Annotated in this window: 28 protein-coding genes and 1 riboswitch; of the genes, 7 read left to right on the top strand and 21 right to left on the bottom strand. The window is 38.9% G+C overall.

The features are described from left to right. From CD122_RS06000 to CD122_RS06015, 4 genes are all read left to right on the top strand, one after another. Positions 1 to 326, top strand: a 326-nt coding sequence (locus tag CD122_RS06000; protein ID WP_142381184.1) for a transposase, incomplete at its 5' end; no start/stop codon positions are given. 202 nt (positions 327 to 528) lie between these two features. Further along, positions 529 to 1224, top strand: a complete 696-nt coding sequence (locus CD122_RS06005; RefSeq protein ID WP_103358091.1) for a hypothetical protein — start codon at positions 529 to 531, stop codon at positions 1222 to 1224. A gap of 5 nt (positions 1225 to 1229) precedes the next feature. Beyond that, a complete protein-coding gene (locus CD122_RS06010; RefSeq protein ID WP_103358092.1) occupies positions 1230 to 1712 on the top strand; it encodes a YaiI/YqxD family protein in 483 nt (160 codons plus the stop codon). A 454-nt stretch (positions 1713 to 2166) separates the two neighbouring features. After that, the gene (locus CD122_RS06015) at positions 2167 to 2733 is read left to right on the top strand and encodes an LOG family protein (protein WP_103358173.1); all 567 of its coding nucleotides are present in this window, start codon (positions 2167 to 2169) and stop codon (positions 2731 to 2733) included. A 48-nt stretch (positions 2734 to 2781) separates the two neighbouring features. On the opposite strand, the gene CD122_RS06020 is transcribed toward CD122_RS06015, so the two are convergent. From CD122_RS06020 to CD122_RS06030, 3 genes are all read right to left on the bottom strand, one after another. Next, positions 2782 to 3345 carry a GNAT family N-acetyltransferase gene (locus tag CD122_RS06020; protein WP_103358093.1) on the bottom strand — a complete coding sequence of 188 codons (564 nt, stop codon included), beginning with the start codon at positions 3343 to 3345 and terminating at the stop codon, positions 2782 to 2784. A gap of 87 nt (positions 3346 to 3432) precedes the next feature. After that, positions 3433 to 3732 carry a hypothetical protein gene (locus CD122_RS06025; protein WP_103358094.1) on the bottom strand — a complete coding sequence of 100 codons (300 nt, stop codon included), beginning with the start codon at positions 3730 to 3732 and terminating at the stop codon, positions 3433 to 3435. A 99-nt stretch (positions 3733 to 3831) separates the two neighbouring features. Beyond that, positions 3832 to 4137: an SA0632 family lipoprotein gene (locus CD122_RS06030; RefSeq protein WP_103358095.1), complete on the bottom strand. Its 306-nt coding sequence runs from the start codon at positions 4135 to 4137 to the stop codon at positions 3832 to 3834. Positions 4138 to 4327: 190 nt separating this feature from the next. Here CD122_RS06030 and CD122_RS06035 point away from each other — a divergent pair, with 190 nt between their 5' ends. Continuing rightward, entirely contained in the window at positions 4328 to 5011 is a 684-nt protein-coding gene (locus CD122_RS06035; RefSeq protein ID WP_103358096.1) for a DUF1129 family protein, read from the top strand. A gap of 62 nt (positions 5012 to 5073) precedes the next feature. On the opposite strand, the gene CD122_RS06040 is transcribed toward CD122_RS06035, so the two are convergent. From CD122_RS06040 to CD122_RS06090, 11 genes are all read right to left on the bottom strand, one after another. Beyond that, complete coding sequence (locus CD122_RS06040; protein ID WP_103358097.1) at positions 5074 to 5568, bottom strand: DUF456 domain-containing protein; 495 nt, start codon at positions 5566 to 5568, stop codon at positions 5074 to 5076. Positions 5569 to 5615: 47 nt separating this feature from the next. Then, positions 5616 to 6800, bottom strand: coding sequence for a sugar efflux transporter (locus CD122_RS06045; RefSeq protein WP_103358098.1), 1185 nt, complete (start codon positions 6798 to 6800; stop codon positions 5616 to 5618). Positions 6801 to 6990: 190 nt separating this feature from the next. Next, positions 6991 to 7905: a LysR family transcriptional regulator gene (locus tag CD122_RS06050; RefSeq protein WP_103358099.1), complete on the bottom strand. Its 915-nt coding sequence runs from the start codon at positions 7903 to 7905 to the stop codon at positions 6991 to 6993. Positions 7906 to 8156: 251 nt separating this feature from the next. Then, positions 8157 to 8723 (bottom strand): ribonuclease FAU-1 family protein, encoded by a 567-nt coding sequence (locus CD122_RS06055; RefSeq protein WP_103358100.1) that lies wholly within the window; start codon positions 8721 to 8723, stop codon positions 8157 to 8159. 144 nt (positions 8724 to 8867) lie between these two features. Further along, positions 8868 to 9350 carry a cupin domain-containing protein gene (locus tag CD122_RS06060; protein WP_103358101.1) on the bottom strand — a complete coding sequence of 161 codons (483 nt, stop codon included), beginning with the start codon at positions 9348 to 9350 and terminating at the stop codon, positions 8868 to 8870. Positions 9351 to 9367: 17 nt separating this feature from the next. Further along, positions 9368 to 10081 (bottom strand): YebC/PmpR family DNA-binding transcriptional regulator, encoded by a 714-nt coding sequence (locus CD122_RS06065; protein WP_103358102.1) that lies wholly within the window; start codon positions 10079 to 10081, stop codon positions 9368 to 9370. Positions 10082 to 10157: 76 nt separating this feature from the next. Beyond that, positions 10158 to 11159: a ThiF family adenylyltransferase gene (locus CD122_RS06070; protein ID WP_103358103.1), complete on the bottom strand. Its 1002-nt coding sequence runs from the start codon at positions 11157 to 11159 to the stop codon at positions 10158 to 10160. Next, complete coding sequence (locus CD122_RS06075) at positions 11159 to 11926, bottom strand: thiazole synthase (RefSeq protein WP_103358104.1); 768 nt, start codon at positions 11924 to 11926, stop codon at positions 11159 to 11161. The genes CD122_RS06070 and CD122_RS06075 overlap by 1 nt, the downstream gene beginning before the upstream one ends. Position 11927: 1 nt before the next feature. Next, positions 11928 to 12128: a sulfur carrier protein ThiS gene (thiS, locus tag CD122_RS06080; protein ID WP_103358174.1), complete on the bottom strand. Its 201-nt coding sequence runs from the start codon at positions 12126 to 12128 to the stop codon at positions 11928 to 11930. 4 nt (positions 12129 to 12132) lie between these two features. Further along, complete coding sequence (locus CD122_RS06085; protein WP_103358105.1) at positions 12133 to 12726, bottom strand: thiamine phosphate synthase; 594 nt, start codon at positions 12724 to 12726, stop codon at positions 12133 to 12135. An 80-nt stretch (positions 12727 to 12806) separates the two neighbouring features. Beyond that, positions 12807 to 12917: riboswitch (TPP riboswitch) on the bottom strand. 80 nt (positions 12918 to 12997) lie between these two features. After that, the gene (locus CD122_RS06090) at positions 12998 to 13642 is read right to left on the bottom strand and encodes a Bax inhibitor-1/YccA family protein (protein ID WP_103358106.1); all 645 of its coding nucleotides are present in this window, start codon (positions 13640 to 13642) and stop codon (positions 12998 to 13000) included. A 288-nt stretch (positions 13643 to 13930) separates the two neighbouring features. Here CD122_RS06090 and CD122_RS06095 point away from each other — a divergent pair, with 288 nt between their 5' ends. Both CD122_RS06095 and CD122_RS06100 read left to right on the top strand, forming a co-directional pair. After that, a complete protein-coding gene (locus tag CD122_RS06095) occupies positions 13931 to 14776 on the top strand; it encodes a LysM peptidoglycan-binding domain-containing protein (RefSeq protein WP_103358107.1) in 846 nt (281 codons plus the stop codon). Positions 14777 to 14859: 83 nt separating this feature from the next. Continuing rightward, the gene (locus tag CD122_RS06100) at positions 14860 to 15090 is read left to right on the top strand and encodes an AbrB/MazE/SpoVT family DNA-binding domain-containing protein (protein WP_103358108.1); all 231 of its coding nucleotides are present in this window, start codon (positions 14860 to 14862) and stop codon (positions 15088 to 15090) included. Between the two features lie 70 nt (positions 15091 to 15160). On the opposite strand, the gene CD122_RS06105 is transcribed toward CD122_RS06100, so the two are convergent. The 7 genes from CD122_RS06105 to CD122_RS06135 form a co-directional block, all read right to left on the bottom strand. Then, complete coding sequence (locus tag CD122_RS06105; protein ID WP_240624131.1) at positions 15161 to 15376, bottom strand: hypothetical protein; 216 nt, start codon at positions 15374 to 15376, stop codon at positions 15161 to 15163. A 203-nt stretch (positions 15377 to 15579) separates the two neighbouring features. Next, complete coding sequence (locus CD122_RS06110) at positions 15580 to 16578, bottom strand: inorganic phosphate transporter (protein ID WP_103358109.1); 999 nt, start codon at positions 16576 to 16578, stop codon at positions 15580 to 15582. A 13-nt stretch (positions 16579 to 16591) separates the two neighbouring features. Then, complete coding sequence (locus CD122_RS06115) at positions 16592 to 17209, bottom strand: DUF47 domain-containing protein (protein WP_103358110.1); 618 nt, start codon at positions 17207 to 17209, stop codon at positions 16592 to 16594. Positions 17210 to 17530: 321 nt separating this feature from the next. Continuing rightward, the gene (locus CD122_RS06120) at positions 17531 to 19438 is read right to left on the bottom strand and encodes an FtsX-like permease family protein (protein WP_103358111.1); all 1908 of its coding nucleotides are present in this window, start codon (positions 19436 to 19438) and stop codon (positions 17531 to 17533) included. Next, positions 19428 to 20189: an ABC transporter ATP-binding protein gene (locus tag CD122_RS06125; protein ID WP_103358112.1), complete on the bottom strand. Its 762-nt coding sequence runs from the start codon at positions 20187 to 20189 to the stop codon at positions 19428 to 19430. Before CD122_RS06125 ends, CD122_RS06120 begins: the two co-directional genes overlap by 11 nt. A 104-nt stretch (positions 20190 to 20293) precedes the next feature. Then, positions 20294 to 21316, bottom strand: a complete 1023-nt coding sequence (locus tag CD122_RS06130; RefSeq protein WP_103358113.1) for a sensor histidine kinase — start codon at positions 21314 to 21316, stop codon at positions 20294 to 20296. Continuing rightward, the gene (locus CD122_RS06135; RefSeq protein ID WP_103358114.1) at positions 21303 to 21983 is read right to left on the bottom strand and encodes a response regulator transcription factor; all 681 of its coding nucleotides are present in this window, start codon (positions 21981 to 21983) and stop codon (positions 21303 to 21305) included. The genes CD122_RS06130 and CD122_RS06135 overlap by 14 nt, the downstream gene beginning before the upstream one ends.

Consider the following 21983-nt stretch of genomic DNA (forward strand, 5'->3'; position numbering starts at 1 on the left):
AAGACTTCAAACAATATCAATGTGAAGGTTGTGCGGATTGTCTATTACGAAGTGAATGTATGAAAAGAGCCAAAAAACCTGACTCGAATAAGATGATGCGTAAAAATCTAACTTGGGATTATTTTAAAGCTTTCACAAATAAACAGCTTTCAGATCCAAAAACGAAAAGTATCTATCAAAAAAGAAAGATAGATGTTGAATCAACTTTTGGAAATCTGAAGGCTAATTTGGGTTTCCAAAGATTATCGGTTCGCACACAATCAAAGGTTGAATGCGAATTAGGAATCGCACTTATGGCAGTAAATATAAGAAAACTAGCCAGATAAGTGCTAGTTTTTGTCGTATATATGTTAAAAAAGCCGTTAAAATTCATTTTAGAGAATTTTAACGGCTTTTTCTTAGGGAATCTGAGTGCTTATGTCCCAGCACCTTTTTTTGGCTGTTTACCTTTATCCAGCACACATCTCGTTTGAAAATATGCTACATTGGGTATACAGTAATCAATCAATTGAATTGGAGGCAACCCGCATGAATAAAACAATTAGAACCATTATCAATGTACTCCCTATTTTTCTCGTACCGCTTATTTTAGAGCGTCAAAAATTTAAAAAGCATCCTGAAGTTCAAAAGACAGTTGCCACTTCAAAAACTGTCGCAAAACAAACAGGTCATGCTGCAAAACACGTCAAAACGCGTGTCGTCCATCACAAAGATCAATTAAAAACACATATCAAAGCTAAAAAAGTACGCCATGATTATAAAAAGGCTGTGAAGCAAGCAGAAGCTGAACAACGTGCAATGCACCCTGATAATGTACATGCGCGTGGCGATAAACTCGCGAAACAAAACAGTAAAAACGTCAACAAACTTGATAAAAAACTGCAAAAAGCCATTGATAAACGTCATAAAGCTGAAGAAAAAGCACAAGCACATCGTCAAAAAGCGATGAAAAAAGATATGACACGTATGCAGAAATATTCGAAACAAGTCGGTTTCGTTCCAGGTACTGTGGATCCAGAGGTAGAAGCGCACGGTGAAAAACGTCAAAAAGTGATGAAGAAACAACTTCATGCGATTCAAAAACATGATGCCAAACACGAACAAGCATCATCTACACAACTGAAACATGATGCACAACGTATTAAAACTTTGTCTGACCGTCATGACACAAAAGATGCGACATACCGAAATGATCAAATCCATAATCAGTCACCAGATTTATAAGACAAATGACGACACGTATTTTAATTGATGGAGATGCCTGTCCTGTTGTTGACACAATTGTAGAAGTATCAGCACAGGTAGGCGTCTCTGTTTTATTATTTCGCAGTTATGATCATTTTTCCTATCAATCGTATCCGGAACATGTGCATATCAAATATATTGACGGTGGCCGTGATGCTGTCGACTTTGCACTTTTACGTGAAACACAAAGCGCAGATATTATCATCACACAAGACTATGGTTTAGCCAGCTTAGCACTTAATAAAGCAGCCTACGTTCTACATCACAAAGGGTATCGCTATACGACACAAAATATTGAACAGTTACTGTTACAGCGTTTTTATCATCAACAAGAGCGCCAAGCAACGAAACGCTACGGCAAAGGACCTAAGCCATTTACAGCAGTACAGCGTCAGGCATTCAAAGACAAGTTACTTCAGACTTTGGGACACCTCGGACTTGATAAGTCATCCAATCATAAGGCATGATAGTTATATAGGGACAACAAAGATAGGTGATGACGTTATGCGACATGAATTGAGGCCTTTTTTAAACAGAAAGATGACCATTCAAGGGGTTATTACAGAGGTTTTTCTTAAGCACAAACTGGATGTAGATGAGCCGCATCGACGTGTTGTACGTGTGCTTTTGAAGAAAGTTAAGATTGGCGGTGTAGAATTAGACCATCTATGGCTTTATGAACGCAAGAAACATTTCGAATATTTTCAATCATTGTTATACGAAGAAGTTAAATTTCGTGCCATTATCACACCTTATGTTAAAAAGCGGCACGGCATTTATATAGAAAACTATGGCATTAGAAAGCACTCAAAAGTCTTGCCTGTTGAGGCGTATCAACAAAAAATGGAACGAAAGCATAAACTTAACAATACATGTTATGCTATAGATGAAATGATGAATGAAGGAGAGGATTTCATGCCAATTAAACGTATTGCTGTCTATTGTGGCGCAAGTAAAGGGAATAATCCTGAATATGTTAAAGCCGCTTATGAACTCGGTAAGTATTTTGCCGAACAAGAGATTGAATTAGTCTTCGGTGCTGGTTCTGTCGGCATTATGGGGGCCATTCAAGATGGTGTCCTTGATCATGGTGGTAAAGCAATCGGTGTCATGCCAAAGCTACTCGATGAACGTGAAATTACGAGTCAAAAAGTATCAGAACTCATTCTCGTTGATTCGATGCACGAACGCAAACAAAAAATGTCTGAACTTGCAGACGCCTTTGTGATTGCGCCAGGTGGTGCTGGCTCACTCGAAGAATTTTTCGAAGTGTACAGTTGGGCTCAAATCGGCCTACACCAAAAGCCAATCGGTATCTACAACATCAATCATTTTTACGATCCGTTACAACGACTCATTCAGCATATGATTGATGAAGGCTTTATTGATGCGAAATATCAAAATCTTGCACAGCTATTTGAGACACCTGATGCACTGCTATTTGGTTTATCTCAAGCAGAGCCTATCTCAACACGTACATATGATTAATATATCAATACATAAAGACCGAGTCCTACCCATTCAGCGACTCGGTCTTTACTTATGGTATTCGTCCCATTTTGTTAAATCAATATGATAACGCACTTGCCTTTTTAACGGATGCTGCATACCTAACTGCCTATTTTCAAATTTATCATAACGTGTCATCCCTAACTTCTCCATGACACGAATAGACGCACGATTCTGTTCAGCAGCGATTGCATAGACGTCTTCAATTCCTTGCTGACGCGCATAATCTAACACAGCCATCGCACCTTCCGTAGCAATACCATTATTCCACACATCCGGCATTAAACGCCAACCAATCTCATAAAAAGGTAAGTTACGAAATGGATAATCCGTCGTCTGCGGTATATAGTTCAGTCCAATCATCCCAATCCATTCTTTTGTTGCCTTGAGCTCTACCGCAAATAGCCCGATATGATGTGTCTCTAAATAACGCTTCATAGGTTCGAATACTTTTTCAGTTCGTTGGTAGCTCAAAATACTTGGGAAGAATTGACGCACTTGTCGATTGGCATTGAGTCGTTGTAATAACGTTAAATCAGAAGGTTGCCAACTACGCAAACGCAACCGTGCCGTTTCAATGTATACCGTCATGCTTTCGCTCCCCTTTCTATACACCAATTGCATAAATTAAAAGCGTCCCAGCCTATAAAGTGCTGTAGAACGCTTGAGATAATTGTTTTATGCTTTTGAAATATAACTGATGAGTTGGATTTTCACTGGAACTTCTTTCAAACGTTCTTTGTTATAGTCTTTCACAATTGTAAAAACTGCATCAATATAGTCATTGCGGTGTTTCAAACGATATGTTGCTCTATACGTCTCCCAATCATGAGAGAAGTTCGGCTTTAATGCAATGACACGATCAAGTTCTCCTGTTGAATCGTACAATTCATAACCTGTAATATTTTCAAGCTCTCTTCCAAGTGTGACAAGTGACATTTCACGACCTTCTAAAAGTGCAAATTCTTTTTCATACATACGCTGTTCCTCTTTTCTCTTCAATCGATTATCATATATTGTTCAATACCCTGAGCGTTATACTATCAAACGCTTATAGCGCTACACACCATAAGGGTATTACTGTCCGTTTGTTTGTGTAGATGCGTCTTCCTTCTTATCTGTTTTATCAGTCTCATCTTTCGCTGGTTTATCATCTGTCGTTTCTTCATTACGACTCGATGCTTGTTGGATTTTATCTTCTGCTGCACGTATTTGATCATCCAACTTACTGCGCTGATCTTTGAGCTTTTTGTTTTCTTCTTTCAACAGCTTTTGTTCTTTTTCTAATGATTGGATTTCATTCTGTAACTTCGCTTTTTCACTCTGACCACAACCGGTCAATACCAGCATGCCCATCAACATGGTTGCTACTAATTTTTTCATGATTTTCTCTCCAATATATGTATTACTATTTTTCTATTTTAACATGACTCTCACTTGCACGTATAGAATCATGACATCGTTAAAACGACTTTCTCCTTTTGACGAATGACTATATATTGATTTATCGCAGCAAAGCCGTCATAATAGTATCTGTTTAACAAAGCTCTACCAATTAAGGGATGTGCCAACTATGAAAACTACGAATGAACTGATGAAAGAAAATAACGTGAAAGCATTGCGCTTGAATAATACAGATCGCCAAATTTTTGAAAGCTATATGACGTATGTGCGTGCGGATATGCGTGTGAATGCGTATGACTCTGAAAAAGTACTGCAAACTATTTTGACACATCTGCTCAAAGCTGAAAATAAGGGTATGCATGCGATGGACTTTTTCAATCATGACCCAAAACATCACGCGAACCAGACGATTAAAGCATTACCGAATCATACATTTATTAATATTTTTCATTATATTTTTCAACATAGCGTCTTTTTGCTTGGCTTGTTTTGCTTCTTAAAGGGATTTCTCGGTTTCTTTATTAACGATACACGACTATTTATCCATACGTTCCCATTAACATTGCTTTCGGGATTGTTTGTGACCTTTCTCTTTGTCTGGTCTTGCTTTAAAATGGTCCAACTTCAAGCCTTTCAATATTCAAGGTTTGCTTGGCTTTTAGGCTATGTAATACTTATCAGTCTCGTCGTCTTAATGTTCCAGATTTTCTTCTTCCCACAACAAATGTTTCAGTTCGGGCCGTATATTCATGTGAGCAACTGGACTTTTGTCATTATCTCACTCGTTATTTTGCCGATTGGACTTTATTTAAATAGTAAGCAACAACAAAATAATCGTGCCTCATGGCGTTAATAGTAAAGGGATAGCCCAGACTGTGCATTGTCTGTTGCTATCCCTTTATAGTCAATATGTGATTAAATCAATAATGCGTCGATTAAAAACCACACAATCATCACGAACATAATAATCGCTTGGACAACGGAACTTGTTAATATTGCAGCAAGTGCACCGACGCTCGCTTTCATTGCAGACTGTACGTCAATCCCTTGTATAAGCTCTACAATAAGTACCGCTATAAATGGTACGATAATAATGCCGAACGGTGGCAAGACAAATGCCCCGACAATAACACCTATTAAAGCTGCCCATTCAGCCTTTTTAGAACCGCCAAAGCGCGTGACAAAATAACGGCTGAGTAGTAAATCTGACACGAAAATCAGTAATGTCCATACAATTGCTGCACTCCAGAACCACCATGACAGTGTGTCGCTATTAATGCCCCATTGATAGATAAAAAAGCCAATCCATAACATGAGTACACCTGGAATTACAGGCTTGATCAGACTGATAAACCCTAAGGCAAATGCCAGTATAATTAATAGCCATAATATCACTTGTAACCAATCCATTGCTTTATCTCCTTCCCTTCAAATCGTTTACGCTTGAACGCGTGCTGTCACTTCTTTTTCGTAAATAAGATTAAAACAAAGCCACACGCGAGCGAGAAGGCAGAGACATAAAAGACATTACCTAAGCCAACCCAGTTACTCATCGCACCACCGAGCAAGTTCCCGAGTAATTGACCGATGACCATCGCATTGGCGAACAGTGTTGACGCATAACCAGGGAATTGTGGCAAAATGTCTTGGAAATAACTAATACCGATACCTAATAATACCGCTAAAAATGATGCCAATAATACTTGACCGACGAGCATCATTTGGACACTTTCAAAGAGACCAATACTCGCGAAGAAGCAACTACCACAAACCGCTGCGATAGCGAGTAAAGTACGTGTCGATACTCTGCTTGCGACAATACCTAAAATAATCATAAACGGCACTTCTAAACCGGCACATAAGCTCGCTAAATGCCCGACGTATTTTTCATCTTCATGTAAATAATTCGTTACGTACAATGGCATATTCAACGTATACATCCACTGACCAATATGTAACAAGATGAACGCTAAAAACGGCACGATTAAGTATGTGTGCGTCAACATAGATGGTGCATTTTGTTCAGTATGCGCACTGTTACTCACAGGTTTGGTAGTTTTGACATCTTTGAAAAAGAACACTTGTAACACGAGTGTCGTTAAAATAATCGCAACCGTTCCGCCGAATAATCCATCATAGCCCATTGATTGATTGAGAATATTCCCTACTAACGGTCCGAATAGAAAACCAAATGAGAACATAGAACGTAATACAGAGTTGGCAAAAATCGCACGACTGCTTGACGTCGACTGATTAATAGACTCACGTGCTGAAGCGTAGAGCTGTGGCATCGCTGGCGCAAACAACCCTTGGAAAATCGCATATAAAATAATAAATAAAATAATATTGTCTACAAAGAATGGCAATGAAAAGCTAATAGCCCCCATCAATAAGGCAACAATAATAATCACTTTTCGGTTAATCGCACGCGTGTCGGAAAAGCGCGCTACAATCGTATTCATTGTAAACTGACTAATCGCTGCTAATGCAAGTAACAAGCCAAATTGATTCGTCGTCATCCCTAGTTGGTTCGTTGCAAATAAGACGAAAAATGGTACGGTCACCGCAATGCCCATACCGATTAACATCATATTGACGACAAATAATTTATAGTTTTTGATCGTTAATAACTCACGAAACATAATAATCTCCTTTTTCTAATATATCTTCAGGATCAACTTCTCTGTCGTCCGATTGGGAGTGGGACAGGAATCTCATTTTTTTAAAGATTCCGTTGTCCCACCCCGGCAAGGCTGACTAGGCATGGAAAAAGCTTGTAAAAGCGTATTTTCATGCCAGTCAGCTACTGCCATATACATAAAATCTCAAGCTTTATTTAATTGTTTGTTTTAATGTCCCACTCTCATCAATCATGCTATGCAATGCGTTCGTTTCTTTAATATAGCTTTTTAACACACCAATAAACGCGCTCACTTGTGGCAGTTGCATCATACTCATGTCATAACTCAAATACGTCGCACGCACGAGCGGACGCTCCTCAATATCCACCTTAATCATCGCAAATTGGTTTGGATCCAAGTCTTTCGTCATAATTTCCGGCAAAATCGTCACACCGACACCACTCAACAACAATGCCTTACACGTTGCAACTTGGTCAACCTTAATACGCGCATGGTAATCTTGTGACATATGCTGGTAATACCATGATTTAATCTGGTTGATGTACACTGGATCTGCCTGAAATTCAATAAATGGCAACTTATGTAATTCTGCCGTTTTAGTTTTAGGGTAAATAAAATAATGCTGATCATCCATTAAATGATCGTTATGTTTATTTAACAACTGATTCCCACGTACAATCATAATATGATAATCGTTGTAATGTTTCTTAATATGATCACTTGAACCGACGTGCAACTTCACTTCTACATTCGGATATTCCGCTGTGTAACGGCTCAACACTTCTGGCAACAATGTTTGTCCCACTAATGATGAACAACCAATTGATAGATTCCCGTTAATCGCACCGATATGTGCCTTAATCTTATCTTTAAAGAGATGCTCCTGATTCAACATCTCCTTAGCATGTGCAATTACCATCGCGCCTTCTGTTGTTGTAATTAATTGCTTCTTCGTACGGATAAATATTTCCACACCAAAATAACGCTCAATCGACTTCAAGCGTTGTGTTACAGCCGGTTGTGAAATATATAGTTGTTCCGCTGCCTTGCGCAAAGTTCTTGTTTCATCTAATGTGATGAGCAAACGATAGTCATCCATCTTCATCACGGTTCCTCCTCTACAAGTTGGCATTGTCTAATTGTCTATGAGTGGCATAAAGAAACACTAGACGACACTTCGCCCAGCGTGTAAAAAGTATTAAGCATTCAAAACATTCTAGGGAAGTGGGACACCGTTTATAGATTTCCTAGTACATTTATTGCGTCCTAGCTCTGTGGTCCCATACCGGCAATGCTGAGTCAGCCTGCAAAAAGCTTGTATCATGCCTGCCAGCCACATAAAATTGAATGTTTCTATTAATGTATCAACCCTGATTGTTCACGTCTATGATACTTATGACGAATCTTGTTGAAACAATACATCACTCGTTCTTGGATACTCTTGAAATCTTCATCTATTTGTATCATCAATTGATGTGCAATAATATAAGCTTCATGATACTGCTTGCGTGTAATCTGTTTAGCGCGTAAGGCTCGCTCTAAGTCGTCTTGGTCTACCAATTCGTAGCGACCATCTGGTAAGACTAACACATCTAAACATAAGTCTACCGTACGTGCTTTACCCCTTTGCGTAATATTTTTCAGGTTAATATCAAAATAATATTGCAATGGTTGACCTTGTGGATTAAACATCACAGTAAGGCTGTAACGTTTCTTCTCTGGTACGATTTGTAACCATTGATAGTGTTCATCAGCAACGACCATTTTCTTGTCTAAAACCGTCACTTCTAACGGTTCTCGCACTTTATTAATCGTAATCAAACCAATAATCCCTTTGAACTTATTGTTATTTACCTTCACTTCTATATAATCACGGTCTAAGAGGCGACGCCAGTGACGCTTATCTATATATTTTACTTTCACAGCAACCATCCTCCTTTCGTTTATTATATAAAATTAACAGAACCCTGTCACTCGTTCGAGCATGGTCATTCAAAAATATGTATGCCAATAATAAGACACCCTGTTCTTACCAAATGTGTATGATAAGAAAGGGTGTACTTACCTTTATGACTCAAGCGATTGTTTCGCATAGCGACGAATAATGGTTTCGTGCTCAGGATATGTTTGTAACAATTCTGCTTGCGTAAATAATTTAAAATGTTCAAATTGAAATGCTGGTTGTACCATGCAGCCTACCACTGCAAATGTATTCGGTGTCTCAATTGAAGAAGCAAAGATTGTATGCTTAGGCACAACATATTGAAGTACCTCACCTTGTGCGACATTAGGGCCAAGTTTCACCGCTTCATATGTATGATCTGGGTGAATCATATGAATGGTTAATGTTTCGCCGGCATGGAAATACCAAATTTCATCGGCATCGATTTGATGAAAATGTGAAATATTCGTATCTTCCAACAAAAAGTAAATACTTGAATAGTTTGGACGTGCACCTGTCTTATCTGAGCTTAAAATCGTCTGACGATAATAACCCCCTTCAGGATGCGGCGTTAAATTCAAATGTTGAACCCATTCTTTCGCTTCCATGGACTGACCTCCAACCATTATAGTGCTACGTTATGATAAACGTGTTGTACGTCTTCAAGATCTTCTAATACATCGATGAGTTTTTCAAAAGTCGCTAAATCATCGTCTGATAATTGCACTTCTGATTGTGGTAACATTTCTAATTCTGCTACTTCAAACTCTTGAACACCTAATGTACGTAATGTTTGTTGTACCGCTGCAAATTGATCTGGTTCAGCGTAAACGATTGTTAAGCCACCTTCTTCAATAACATCGCGTACATCAATATCTTGTTCCATCAATTGTTCTAATACTGTATCTACATCATAGCCTTCAAATGCAAATGTTGCTGTGTGATCGAACATATATGCAACTGAACCTGATACACCCATGTTACCGCCATTTTTACCAAATGCCGCACGCACGTCTGAAGCTGTACGGTTTACGTTGTTCGTCAATGCATCAACGATTAACATAGAGCCGCTTGGTCCAAATCCTTCATAGCGTAACGCATCAAAGTTCTCATCGCCGCCACCTTTTGCTTTGTCAATCGCTCTATCAATAATATGGTTCGGTACAGAATACGTTTTTGCACGCTCTAAAACAAGTTTCAACGCTTGGTTAGATTCTGGATCGGGTTCACCTGACTTCGCCGCAACATAAATCTCTTTACCAAACTTCGCGTAGATACGGCTTGTATTCTTATCCTTCTGTGCTTTTTTCTCCTTAATGTTATTCCATTTACGTCCCATTCTTCCATCTCGCTTTCAATTGCTTTTTAGATTACCCTTTATTATACATGGTATTTTTAACTGAAAGCAACACGTGTCAATCGGGAACGTCTACAAACAACTGCTGACTCAATCGTTCTGCCTCATCAATACGCGTCGCACCATAAATAAGGAGTCGCCCATCTTGATACAACGTCATCTCATAACCTTGCGTCATCAATCGCTTTACATAAGGGTTTTCGATACCTATCATCACGTGCGGTTGCAACGTTGCTTGAAAGTATTTGGGGGCCAAGCGCAATTGAAATGCACCACCGCACAACGCACGTACACGTTCAATAGGCATGTGGTCTAAACGCTCATAATGTTGATGTGCACAAACCGGGCAGTCTGGTTCTTTCAACGCTGAGACATCCACTGTACGCATTTTGCCACTATATATGTCAACTGACGTCATACGACTTGTCAGCGTTCCGTGCATAATATAACGAAAGACTTCCGCAACGATCAGACTACAAGCCATATGAACAGCAGGTGGTAGCACACCATTGATTTCACAACGCTCCATCGTTTCTGGTACTTCTGGCATAATACATTGTAAACAAGGACCCTCGTGATGAATCGGCAACACGCTCACTTGACTACCAACGACTGCCCCATAAATGTAAGGAATCTGCAACTTCCTTGTCGCTTCATTCAACAAATAACGCATATCGAACGTATCCATGCCATCTAATACGATATCAGGCTTAGCTTGTTCCAATATCGGTATAATATTTTGGGCGGTTATTTCCTGATTACGTGCAATGACTTCTACATCGTGATTCATCGCTTGTAAATGACGTTGTAGCGCCACAACTTTCGGGAGCATTTCTTCCGCATCCGCCTCTACGTAACCACTTTGCCGATGCAAGTTCGATAACGTCACAATATCTTTGTCGACAATAGTAATATGTCCAACACCACTACGTACCAGTTGTTCTGCAACACCACTGCCAAGTGCACCAACACCCATAACAATCACACGCAACTGTTGTAATTGTCGCTGACCATCCATACCAAAATGGGCATATTTAATCTGTCTATCGTAGCGTTCCATTATAAAAAGCCGAGTCCTTCTGATGGGCTAGATTGAACAGCGTTATATTTAATTGGAATACGTCCCGCTTCATAACTCAATCGACCTGCTTCAATCCCTTTCTTCATCGCTTCTGCCATCTTAACAGGGTCTTTCGCACGTGACACTGCAGAATTTAATAAAATCGCATCCGCACCCAGTTCCATAGCTTCCGCACAATCTTTCGCCGAACCGATACCCGCATCCACAATGACAGGCACATTACTTTTTTCGATAATATAACGTAAATTCAGCGGATTGCTGATACCACGGCCTGTGCCAATCGGTGACGCCAATGGCATAATCGCATGGACGCCTAGTGCTTCCAAACGACGTGCCAACACAACGTCATCCGAAATGTACGGACAGACAATATAACCTTTTTCCAACAAAATCTCACACGCTTTATACGTTTCAAATGGGTCCGGTAATAACGTATCATCGTCCCCAATCACTTCCACTTTAATCATATCGCACACGCCCGCTTCATTCGCCAACTCTGCAATACGTACCGCTTCTTCCGCCGTCTTAGCGCCCGCTGTATTTGGAAAAGTCACAAACTGATCCAAATCGACATTCGCAAGTGGATTCGGTAAGTCACGATCATACAAATGCATACGGCGTACCGCAAAAGTTAAAACTTCTGTCCCTGACGCCGCAATTGCCTCACTTTGTACTTGCTCATTGTCAAACTTCCCTGTCCCTAAAAATAATCTTGATTGAAATGTTAATTTACCAATGTTAAACATCCTATCCGCCTCCTACAAATTCTAATAACTCTAAACGATCATCAGGACGTAAATATGTCGTCGCCCATGCTGAACGTTTCACAACCGTTTCATTATGTTCTACAGCCATACGTTTCGCTTCAATACCAAAATGATCCAACACATCTTGAATCGTTGTTTCAGACTCGAACTGTTGACGTTCACCATTCACGTGAATTTCTATCATGTCATTCCCTCCCTTTTAGTGTTTGCCACTGTTGTATCATTGACGCAAACGTTTCCGTCGATGTCGCAAATGCGCTGCGTATACAAGCAATTCCTGCAAACTGTGGCGGTACATCTGACACGGTGTCTACATCAATGCCACCAATTGCGACAAGCGGCCACTTTTTCGATAATACTTGTTGAACTTCTTCATCTGTCCGTGGCGCACGTCCCGGCTTTGACGCTGATGGAAATACATGACCGTAAACACCGAAATCTAAATGATGTTGTTGTGCGTCAATTATCGTTGCCATTTGATGTACAGACATACTAATGACATATGACGGCTGTTGTGCTTTTAAGTCGTATGCTGTTATATCGCCTTCTCGAAAATGCAGACGATGAATGTCAAAACGTTCCGCCAGCGCAATATCGGTATGTACAATCACCTTAGACTTCGGAAACCCTTTATCTAACAATGTCTGAAGCCAATCTGCCAAGGCGGCTGTCTGCATCGGTGTTCGTAATATCACACCAGACAGACGTGATTCAATCGCCAACAACCGTTCAATATGTGTCGCAGTCAGTGGCTCAAACGGTGTCACTGCAATAATCATATGACGCCTCCTTATTAAAAATACCCCAAATAAAAAAGCTACCTCCCTACATAACAGTAGAAAAGTAGCTTCACATCTATACTTAAGCAAAACCACTTTCCTACGCCAGTACTAACTGGATCAGGTTCAGGAATTTTGAATTAAGCATTCAATCTCAGCCATCGCATCTCGTGGCACTTCCAGTGGATCGTTTTTTATTCAATTGATTAATATTATTCGTCTTTCTAATATCATCATAGTAAAAAGTTGCCCATGAATCAATGAAAAGTCATTATTGACGTCGCATTGTTTGAGCTAGGTTCAATGCGTGACGAATGATACGGAATAAGTTTAGAAAAAGGTTGAAGCCCATTTCTCTTGGCGCAAAGGCACCGCGTTTTAATCTGTTGAAGTCATACAATGTGTAGAGTAGGAAAAGTAACAAGCCTACAACTGAGATGACGGTATACAACATCGGAATGTGGAAAATCCATGCGACAATGCTCATACAGATTAAAGCGATTAATGTCACGAATAAGTATTTTCCCATACTAGAGGCATCACGAATAACGAAAAAGCCAAGGACGCCAAATGCGACAAAACCTGTAATCGCGAGTAAGACGATCATTAAAAATGTTTGTGCGCCAAGGTCTGCGAGCGAATACATAAACGTCGCATAAGACAATAGGCCCGCTACAATTGTGTAAATATGTGAAATAATTGGGCCACTAAAACGCGCACGTTGTACGACCATCGTCACAAGTACGAGTAATCCTAAACCAACAGACATCGGTTGACGCCATGCTGCTGGTAAAAATTGACCGAAGTAAACGGAAATCCCGAAGATCAACCAATAATACATGAAAAATAACCAAACTTGACCGTATCGTCTGTTATAAGCAGACTGAGACGATCCTGTTTCTATTCTTGCGTTCATAAAAATCTCCTTTAATAAATATTCATGAAAAATGTTACAAAAATAATGAATGAGCGTGGGACAGGAATCTCATTTGTCGAAAAGATTTCGTTGTCCCACCCCCGTCATACATCGCATGAATACATGACGAATTGTTTTCCTCAAAAATGAACACGTCACGCAAACATTTTAAATTCATTACAGATTCGTAACATCTCCCACAAATGAATTAATATTTGATAATATATACAAGAATAACAGAATAAGCATATAAAATATACGGATATAGATACATAAGGAGGCAATACATTGAAAAAGTTCGCATTTGCACTTACGGTAACATCTGGAGCGGCAGCCGTTCTTGCACATCAAGACGCACAAGCTTCAACACAGCACGCAGTACAAGCAGGTGATTCGTTATGGACAGTCGCAGCACAGTACGGAACAACAGTTGATGCAATTAAGCAAGCGAATGGCCTAACAAGCAATATGATTTTCCCTGGTCAAACACTATCAATCGGCGGGGGTAACGCTGTTCAAGACACAACACAGTATAATAATGTAGCAACAACTACTACATCTGGCGGCGGTCATACAGTGATAGCAGGAGAATCTTTAAACATCATTGCTGCACAATATGGTGTATCTGTTCAAGATTTAATGAACGCAAACGACTTAAACGGCTACTTAATCCACCCAAACCAAACATTACAAATTCCAGGACAATCTGGTTATGCACCAACAACAGCAACTAATACTGCAGCAGCGGGTGGCGCAACAGGTACAACACAAGCAAACGGTGGTTACAACTCACCAACATTCAATCACCAAAACTTATATACATGGGGACAATGTACATGGCATGCATTCAATCGTCGTGCTGAAACAGGTCAACCAATTAGCACATACTGGTGGAACGCAGATCACTGGGCAAATCGTGCAGTAGCTGATGGTTACACTGTCAACAATAGCCCTCAAGCAGGTGCTATCATGCAATCATACGAAGGGCCAGTTGGTCACGTTGCATATGTTGAACGTGTTAATCCAGACGGTAGTGTCTTAGTATCAGAAATGAACTACAACACACCTCCAGGTCAAGTAGGATACCGTACAGTTCCAGGTTCACTTACAAGCTCATATAACTACATTCATTAATAGACAACGGACGTGTGCACACAATTGGCATACGTCCGTTTTTTAGGTCACACAGCAATTATTTAAGTTGCGAGGTGCTCAAGATGAACAGAAAAGTAAACAAATTGGAGAACCATTCCGCCATACAATTACCAAAACATAGCATCAAGGATCAGCAACTCAATCATAATGATACTTTAGATTACAAAATGGTTGATGAAAAAATTAAAGTCGTTTCTGAACTCACTATTGAAACGTTATTTGAAAATTATGTAGGAGAACCTGTTAACACATCACCATTAATATTTGAAAGTATTGGTAATGAAAAATGGTAAAGGAGATCGGACACCAATAGATCGTTTAACTCAGGTAAGAAATTGTATATGAGATGGCAGTCTCCCTCCATTAAGGGTTCTTTCGTGTAATCGTTAATTCTGTTAAGATTTTTTCTGTGAATGCTACATCACGATATTCTCTTAACAGTCGTTCAATTTCTATGATTAGTTTCTCAGTTTCATCTTTAACTGAAATATTGAAGTCTTCTAAGTTTTCAAGTTCTATCCCCTGCTGTATTAAGTCGATAATTGACGCGTTAACGCCTAGTCTTTCTAACTCAGACATGATATAAGGCGTCAGAAATATATGTTCAGCATTATCGATACTAATTAATCCTCTATTCACTTAGTGTTATTAATGCAAACTTTTCTACTTCACTTGTATTTTCAAATAGAATCATCTTCTTTGATTGCTCCATCCATTTTTATTTAAACATTACAACAAAAGGATCGAGACCACTTTTACGCGCCTCAATCCTTTATTTTATGCTATATGAAAAGATTTAATATAAAGTAAATCAATCCTGCAAGTACCGCAGAAATTGGTAATGTAATGACCCATGTCACAATCATACGTTTCGCAGTGTTCCAATGTACACCTTTAATACGATTGGCTGACCCTACCCCGAGGATAGAAGACGATACAACGTGTGTTGTAGACAGTGGGAAATGTAATGATGATGCCACGAAGATTGTTAATGCTGATGATAAGTCCGCTGCCGCACCATTTGCTGGACGGATTTTCATGATGTTACCACCAACTGTTTTAATAATCTTCCAACCACCAACAGCTGTCCCTAAGCCCATCGCTGCCGCACAAGAAATTTTTACCCACAATGCAGGTTCAACACTTGTTTGCATACCTGAGACGATAAGTGCCATTGTAATAATCCCCATTGATTTTTGCGCATCATTCGTACCGTGTGAGAACGATTGTAACGACGCTGTAAAAATTTGGAAATAACGGAAGTTACGATTCGTACGTGCTAAGTTTGCATTCTTGAAGACGTGCTTCACGATTGAATACATAATATAACCGACTGTAAATGCAATGACTGGTGATAATAACAATACAAGGACAATTTTAGTAAAACCTTGATAATGTAATACACCAAATCCTGCAGACGCAATTGCAGCACCCGCAATCGCACCGATTAACGCATGTGATGACGAACTCGGAATACCATAATACCACGTCACTAAGTTCCAAATGATTGCGGCAAGAATCGCTGCAAGCACAACAGTTAAACCATTTTCAAGATGGAACGGATTGACGATTTCTTTCGTGATTGTCGATGCAACACCTGTGAAAGTTAACGCACCGATAAAGTTCATAATTGCCGCTAAAAAGATGGCATGTCGTGGCGACAATGCACGTGTTGAAACGGCTGTAGCTACTGCGTTTGCTGTGTCATGAAATCCATTAATAAAGTCAAAAACTAACGAGAATATAATAATAGCTACTGTTATAAACATCAAATACTCCATAAGTGAGGACTCCTTAGCTATTTTTCATGATAATTGTTTCAAAATTGTTTGCGACTGTTTGGCAACGGTCCGCGATATTTTCTAAGCTTTCATAAATATCTTTAATTTTGATTAATGTAATCGGATCCGTTTCACTATTGAAGATATGTTTAATTGATTGACGTAAAATACCATCACAATTTGTTTCATATTCTTTAATGTTGATTGAATGTACACGCATATGTGACAATTTCTTCTCAGTCATCAAACCAATAGCTAACTTCATTTCACCAATGGCTTTTTGGATATTATCCACAAATTCCAACATATACTCATCTGAATATTCAATTGAGTACATTTCAAACATTGCTGACGTTTCTTCCATTGCGTCAAGCACGTCATCAATCGCATTACATAATGACATGATGTCTTCACGCTCAATTGGTGTGATAAATGTTTGGTTCAAGTCTGTAATAACTTGGTGCATTAAATCATCACCGTGAGATTCATACGTCTTAATGTTTTCAGCATAAGTTCTCAAATCTAGATGTGTTTTAAAATCCATCTTACCGAACTCAACTGCAGCTCGATCTAAGTTGAAGATCATATCCTCTAGGCGCTCCATGAACTTATCCTTTTTTTTCCTAATCATGTTAAATCCTCCGATCAGCGATTGGTACAATCACTTTGATAAATGTTTTGTTAACTTTATTATAAAACACCGTGAATTCATTGTTAACTTATAACTATGGATTGTCGCCAAATTGCCGTTTATTTATTCAAATGACTTGATGTCACTTGTTTTCATGCAGATTTCATAATACCTATTTGAAAGTATCACATATTCTGACAACCGACAATTAAATTTACAAAACCTTAACATTTTATTTACTTATCATTGTAAAATCACTATAAAAGCGAAAATAAATAAACACCCCAAACATTTGGTGACTATGTTTGAGGTGTCTATCTCTTAAATTGTAAACTTAATAATTCTTTTAGTATGAATAAATGCGATCATCGCAAACACTGCGTAGATAAGTGAATAAATGCCCATCATGATATATGCTGGCATCAAACTTGGACTATCATTAATGACATTGAATGCTCTCGCTGCAAAATAAGCATGGCCTAGACCTACAATTAATGGTAAGCCAAAGTTGAAAATTGTTTTCTGTGCCAACCCTTTGGTCATATCTTGATGTGTATAACCGATTTTGCGTAATATTTGATAGTTGTGCATCTCGTCTTCTGTTTCATCCATTTGTTTAATGTAAATGATACATCCGGCTGCGATAAGGAATGCCACACCTAGGAAACTGCTGACGAATAAGAACATACCTGTAAATCTCAATGTTTCTTTTTCAACAGCTGAACGTGGTTCGGGATTGAATTTGTTAATTTGTTTATTCAATGGATCTGCTACTTTATGGTCTTTGTCATTTTTCAATTCAAAACCAATCTGTGTTCTATTCGCTTCTTCTGTCGTATTGATACCACTTGGCTCTAATTGTTCAAATGTCTTATCATTGACAACCGCAACTGGGCTACCGGCAACAAGATCATTTGCAATAAAATTTTCTCTAGTAATAGTTCCAACTTCAAGCGTTTTTTTATGTGTCCCTGATCCTAATACGAGTGTCATATCTTCATCAATCTTTATCGCTTTCTGTGTAATAGAAAACATATTAATGAATTGCACTTCACCAGGTTTAACGTGAAAACCTTCTAATTCTGAATCACGTACAATTTGGATCGCTTCAAAAAATTTATTTAATGGTTTATTTTTTCCTTTAGCTGGTACGGTAACAAGATGCTGCGTATACTTTTTATATGAAATACCCTTTTCTTTCAATGCTGTTTCAAATGTATCGGCCTTTTGTTGTTCAAAATATGTGTATTCATATGGTGACGTTAAATTCACATTTTTTTGGACACTTGTATAACCTAGCCCAGCCAACGATAAAATACTGATTGTAATCGCGGAAATAATTCCAATCATCGTTAATGAAAATGCATTTTTCTTCATGCGGTGCATAATCGATGATGTAAACACAACATCTGTCACAGTGACATTCCCTTTTTTACGCTTTTTAAGTGTTTTGAAGATGAGTGACACGGAACTTCTGAAGAAAAGGTATGCGCCTACAATTGTAAGAAACAAAATAGCAAGTGCTATGAAAAAGAGCGCACCTAATAAGTATTCATTTTCAAACATGATGGTTGATAAATAGTAACCTGAACCAATCATAAAAATGCCCAATACCCCAAAAATGACTTCTGCCATTGTAATACGCGGAACGGCTACTTCTGATTGTTGGGTATCATTCATTAATTGTACGATAGAGCGACGTTTCACAAAGAAGAGACTTTGTAACATAATTAACACCCATGCAGCTGCAACGAGAATTAATGTTACAATAACCGCTTCAGTCTGAATGCCCATTTTAATATTGATTGGGATATCAAGTGTTTTCTTAACAATTAATTGTAATAAGCTTGAACCAAAAATACCTATTACAACACTTACAACCGTTGTTGATAGAAAAATCATAAGTTGCTCAACCGCTAGCATGCGCATCAAATCTCGACGTGATAAGCCGACTAATTGGAATAGCGCAAAGCTCTTCGCCCGTCTTTTTATAAAGAGACGATTCGCATACATCAAAAAGAATAAAATAATCACAAATAAGAATTTCTCTCCGATATTAGCGCCTTTTGTTAATATTAATGCATGCCCTTTTGACGTCACTTCGTCTGTATATTTCAATGTCACAAAGCTAAAATACATCGTAATACTAATGATTAATGAAATGAGATAGATGGCATAATGCTTAAGGTTTTGTACTAGGTTTTTGATGACGATTTGATTAAAGTTCATAAGTCACACCACCTAAAACACTTTGATTATGAATAATTTCTTGATAAAAGTGTGAAGTTGGCTTGTCTCCTTGGAAAAGTTCCGTATGAATTTCTCCGTCTTTCAGCATAATCACACGGTCTGAATAACTCGCCGCCACTGGGTCATGCGTTACCATCACGATGGTTGTTCCCATGTCACGATTGATTTGTTCTAAACGTGTCAGTAAATCTTGGGCACTCTTAGAATCAAGGGCACCTGTTGGCTCATCGGCAAATATAATCGCTGGCTTACCAATCAATGCACGCGCTGCTGCCGTTCTTTGCTTTTGACCACCAGAGATTTCATTTGGGTATTTGTCACTAATCTCTTGAATGCCTAGCGCTGTCGTCACTTCTTCATAGCGGCGTTCTTTTTCTGCTTTATTCACATTCATAATAGAGAGCGGTAACATAATATTTTCACGGACTGTGAGTGTGTTCAAGACATTATAATCTTGGAAAATAAATCCAACTTCTTGTTTGCGGAAGTTTGATAATTGCTTATTAGACATGCGTGTAATATCTTGACCATTCACTTCAATATGACCATTCGTTACATAATCAATCGAGCTTAACACGTTGAGTAATGTAGTTTTACCCGAACCTGAAGGCCCCATAATCGATACGAACCCACCGCGTTTCACTTCAAAGTTAATATCTTTCAATACTTCAAACGAATTTTTGCGATTCCCATATACTTTTGTCACATGTTTGGCATTTAAGATAGACATGTTGTGCCACTTCCTTTTCTCTTTGTTACATTTATCATACCGAGTTCTTTGATTGATTGCGTTTGAATCATATAACAAAACGCATCTCTCATGTGACAATGTTGTCACTTCGACATGCGTTGCGTATGCTTGTTCTGTTTTGAAAAGTACAATGTCACTGTTGTACCATGTCCGACTTCCGACTGCACATCTATCGTTAATCCCAATGCTTCTTTTACACTATCAACAAGATACAAGCCCATGCCTGATGCGTTCACTTCTGTATCCGGTGTCGTTCCTGTAAAGCCACGCAAAAAGATTCTTGGCAAATCATGTGCGGGAATGCCACACCCTTGATCTTCTATAGAAAGTGACACATGGTCATGATCAATAGCACCGGTAATCACAACATCCCCTGTCGTTGAATATTTGACCGCATTCGAGATAATTTGGCGTAACACCATTTTCAGCCAGCGTTTATCCGTATACACTTCAATATCCTCTGCAACTTGTATCTCAAAACCAATCCCTTTGCGCATACTGATATGTCGTGTCTCACGGACTTCTTCAACGACCAATTGACGTAATTGTGCGACTTCAAAAAACATATCATGCGCCTGATGGTTCAATCGTGCTAAAAACAATTGTTGATCTAACATATACGCAATACGTGACCACTCATACATTAACTGTTGTCGTCTCGCAAAGTCAGGTTCCTGTTCAATCAATAACTTCAACGCTGTCACAGGCGTTTTAATATCATGTACGAATTCCGTTACAGACTGTTCATTCATATTCAACCAGTGGCGCTGTTCCTCTAATATACCTTGTTGCGTCGTTAATTTCTCTTCCAGATAGTCGAGTATAATCTTTTCAAAAGGGCTCTCTGCATAGTCGCGATGACGTATTTCTCGAATTGTGGCACTCTTGGCTAACTTCTCATAAAATTTTGTTTCATTATAATAACTGAACACCAAGTAGAAAATGAATACCACACCTTGTAAGCCAACGACAAACCACATACTGTCTACAGCCATGCGGTCATCTAGGTAACCGATGCCAATTAACACTGCTTCCAATAGTATAATCAAAAGCAGCCATGAACGACGCTCTAGCATCCATAACTTCAACCATTTAAAGTGTTTCATGTGCCATATATCCCTTTCCAACCTTCGTCTCAATTGCCGTTTGCATATCAAATACACGTAACTTTTTACGCAAACGATTCACATTGACTGTCAGTGTATTATCACTCACAAACGCTTCATCATCCCATAACGCCGTCATCAATTCATCACGTGAGACAATCTGATTCTTTTTCGAGAGCAGTACTTCTAATATCAACATCTCCGTTTTTGAGAGCATGATACTTTCATCATCACGTTCAATACTGTCTTTCGCTAAATCTACCAAACAGCCTTGCCACATAATTGTTCGCTTAGCTTCTTGATTGTATTGATACACACGACGATAAATCGCTTGTAACTTTGCGACAAGTACAGGCATATGAAATGGTTTCTGCATGTAGTCATCTGCCCCTAACTCCATACTCATCACTTGATCCATCGGGTTGTCACGAGAAGAAAGGAACACGATAGGCACGTTGGATTGACTTCTAATTTGGCGCGTCCAATAGAAACCATCATATTTCGGCAACGTCACATCCATAATCACAATTTGCGGTTCAACGTCTATGTATGTTTGTAATATCGTACTAAAGTCTGTGATCGCCGTTACTTCAAAGTCCCATTGTGCAAGTGACTCCGTAATTTGCTGACATAATGTTTGATCATCTTCAACTAAGAGTATCTTCAT

The organism is Staphylococcus rostri (assembly GCF_002902145.1).
GTDB lineage: Bacteria > Bacillota > Bacilli > Staphylococcales > Staphylococcaceae > Staphylococcus > Staphylococcus rostri.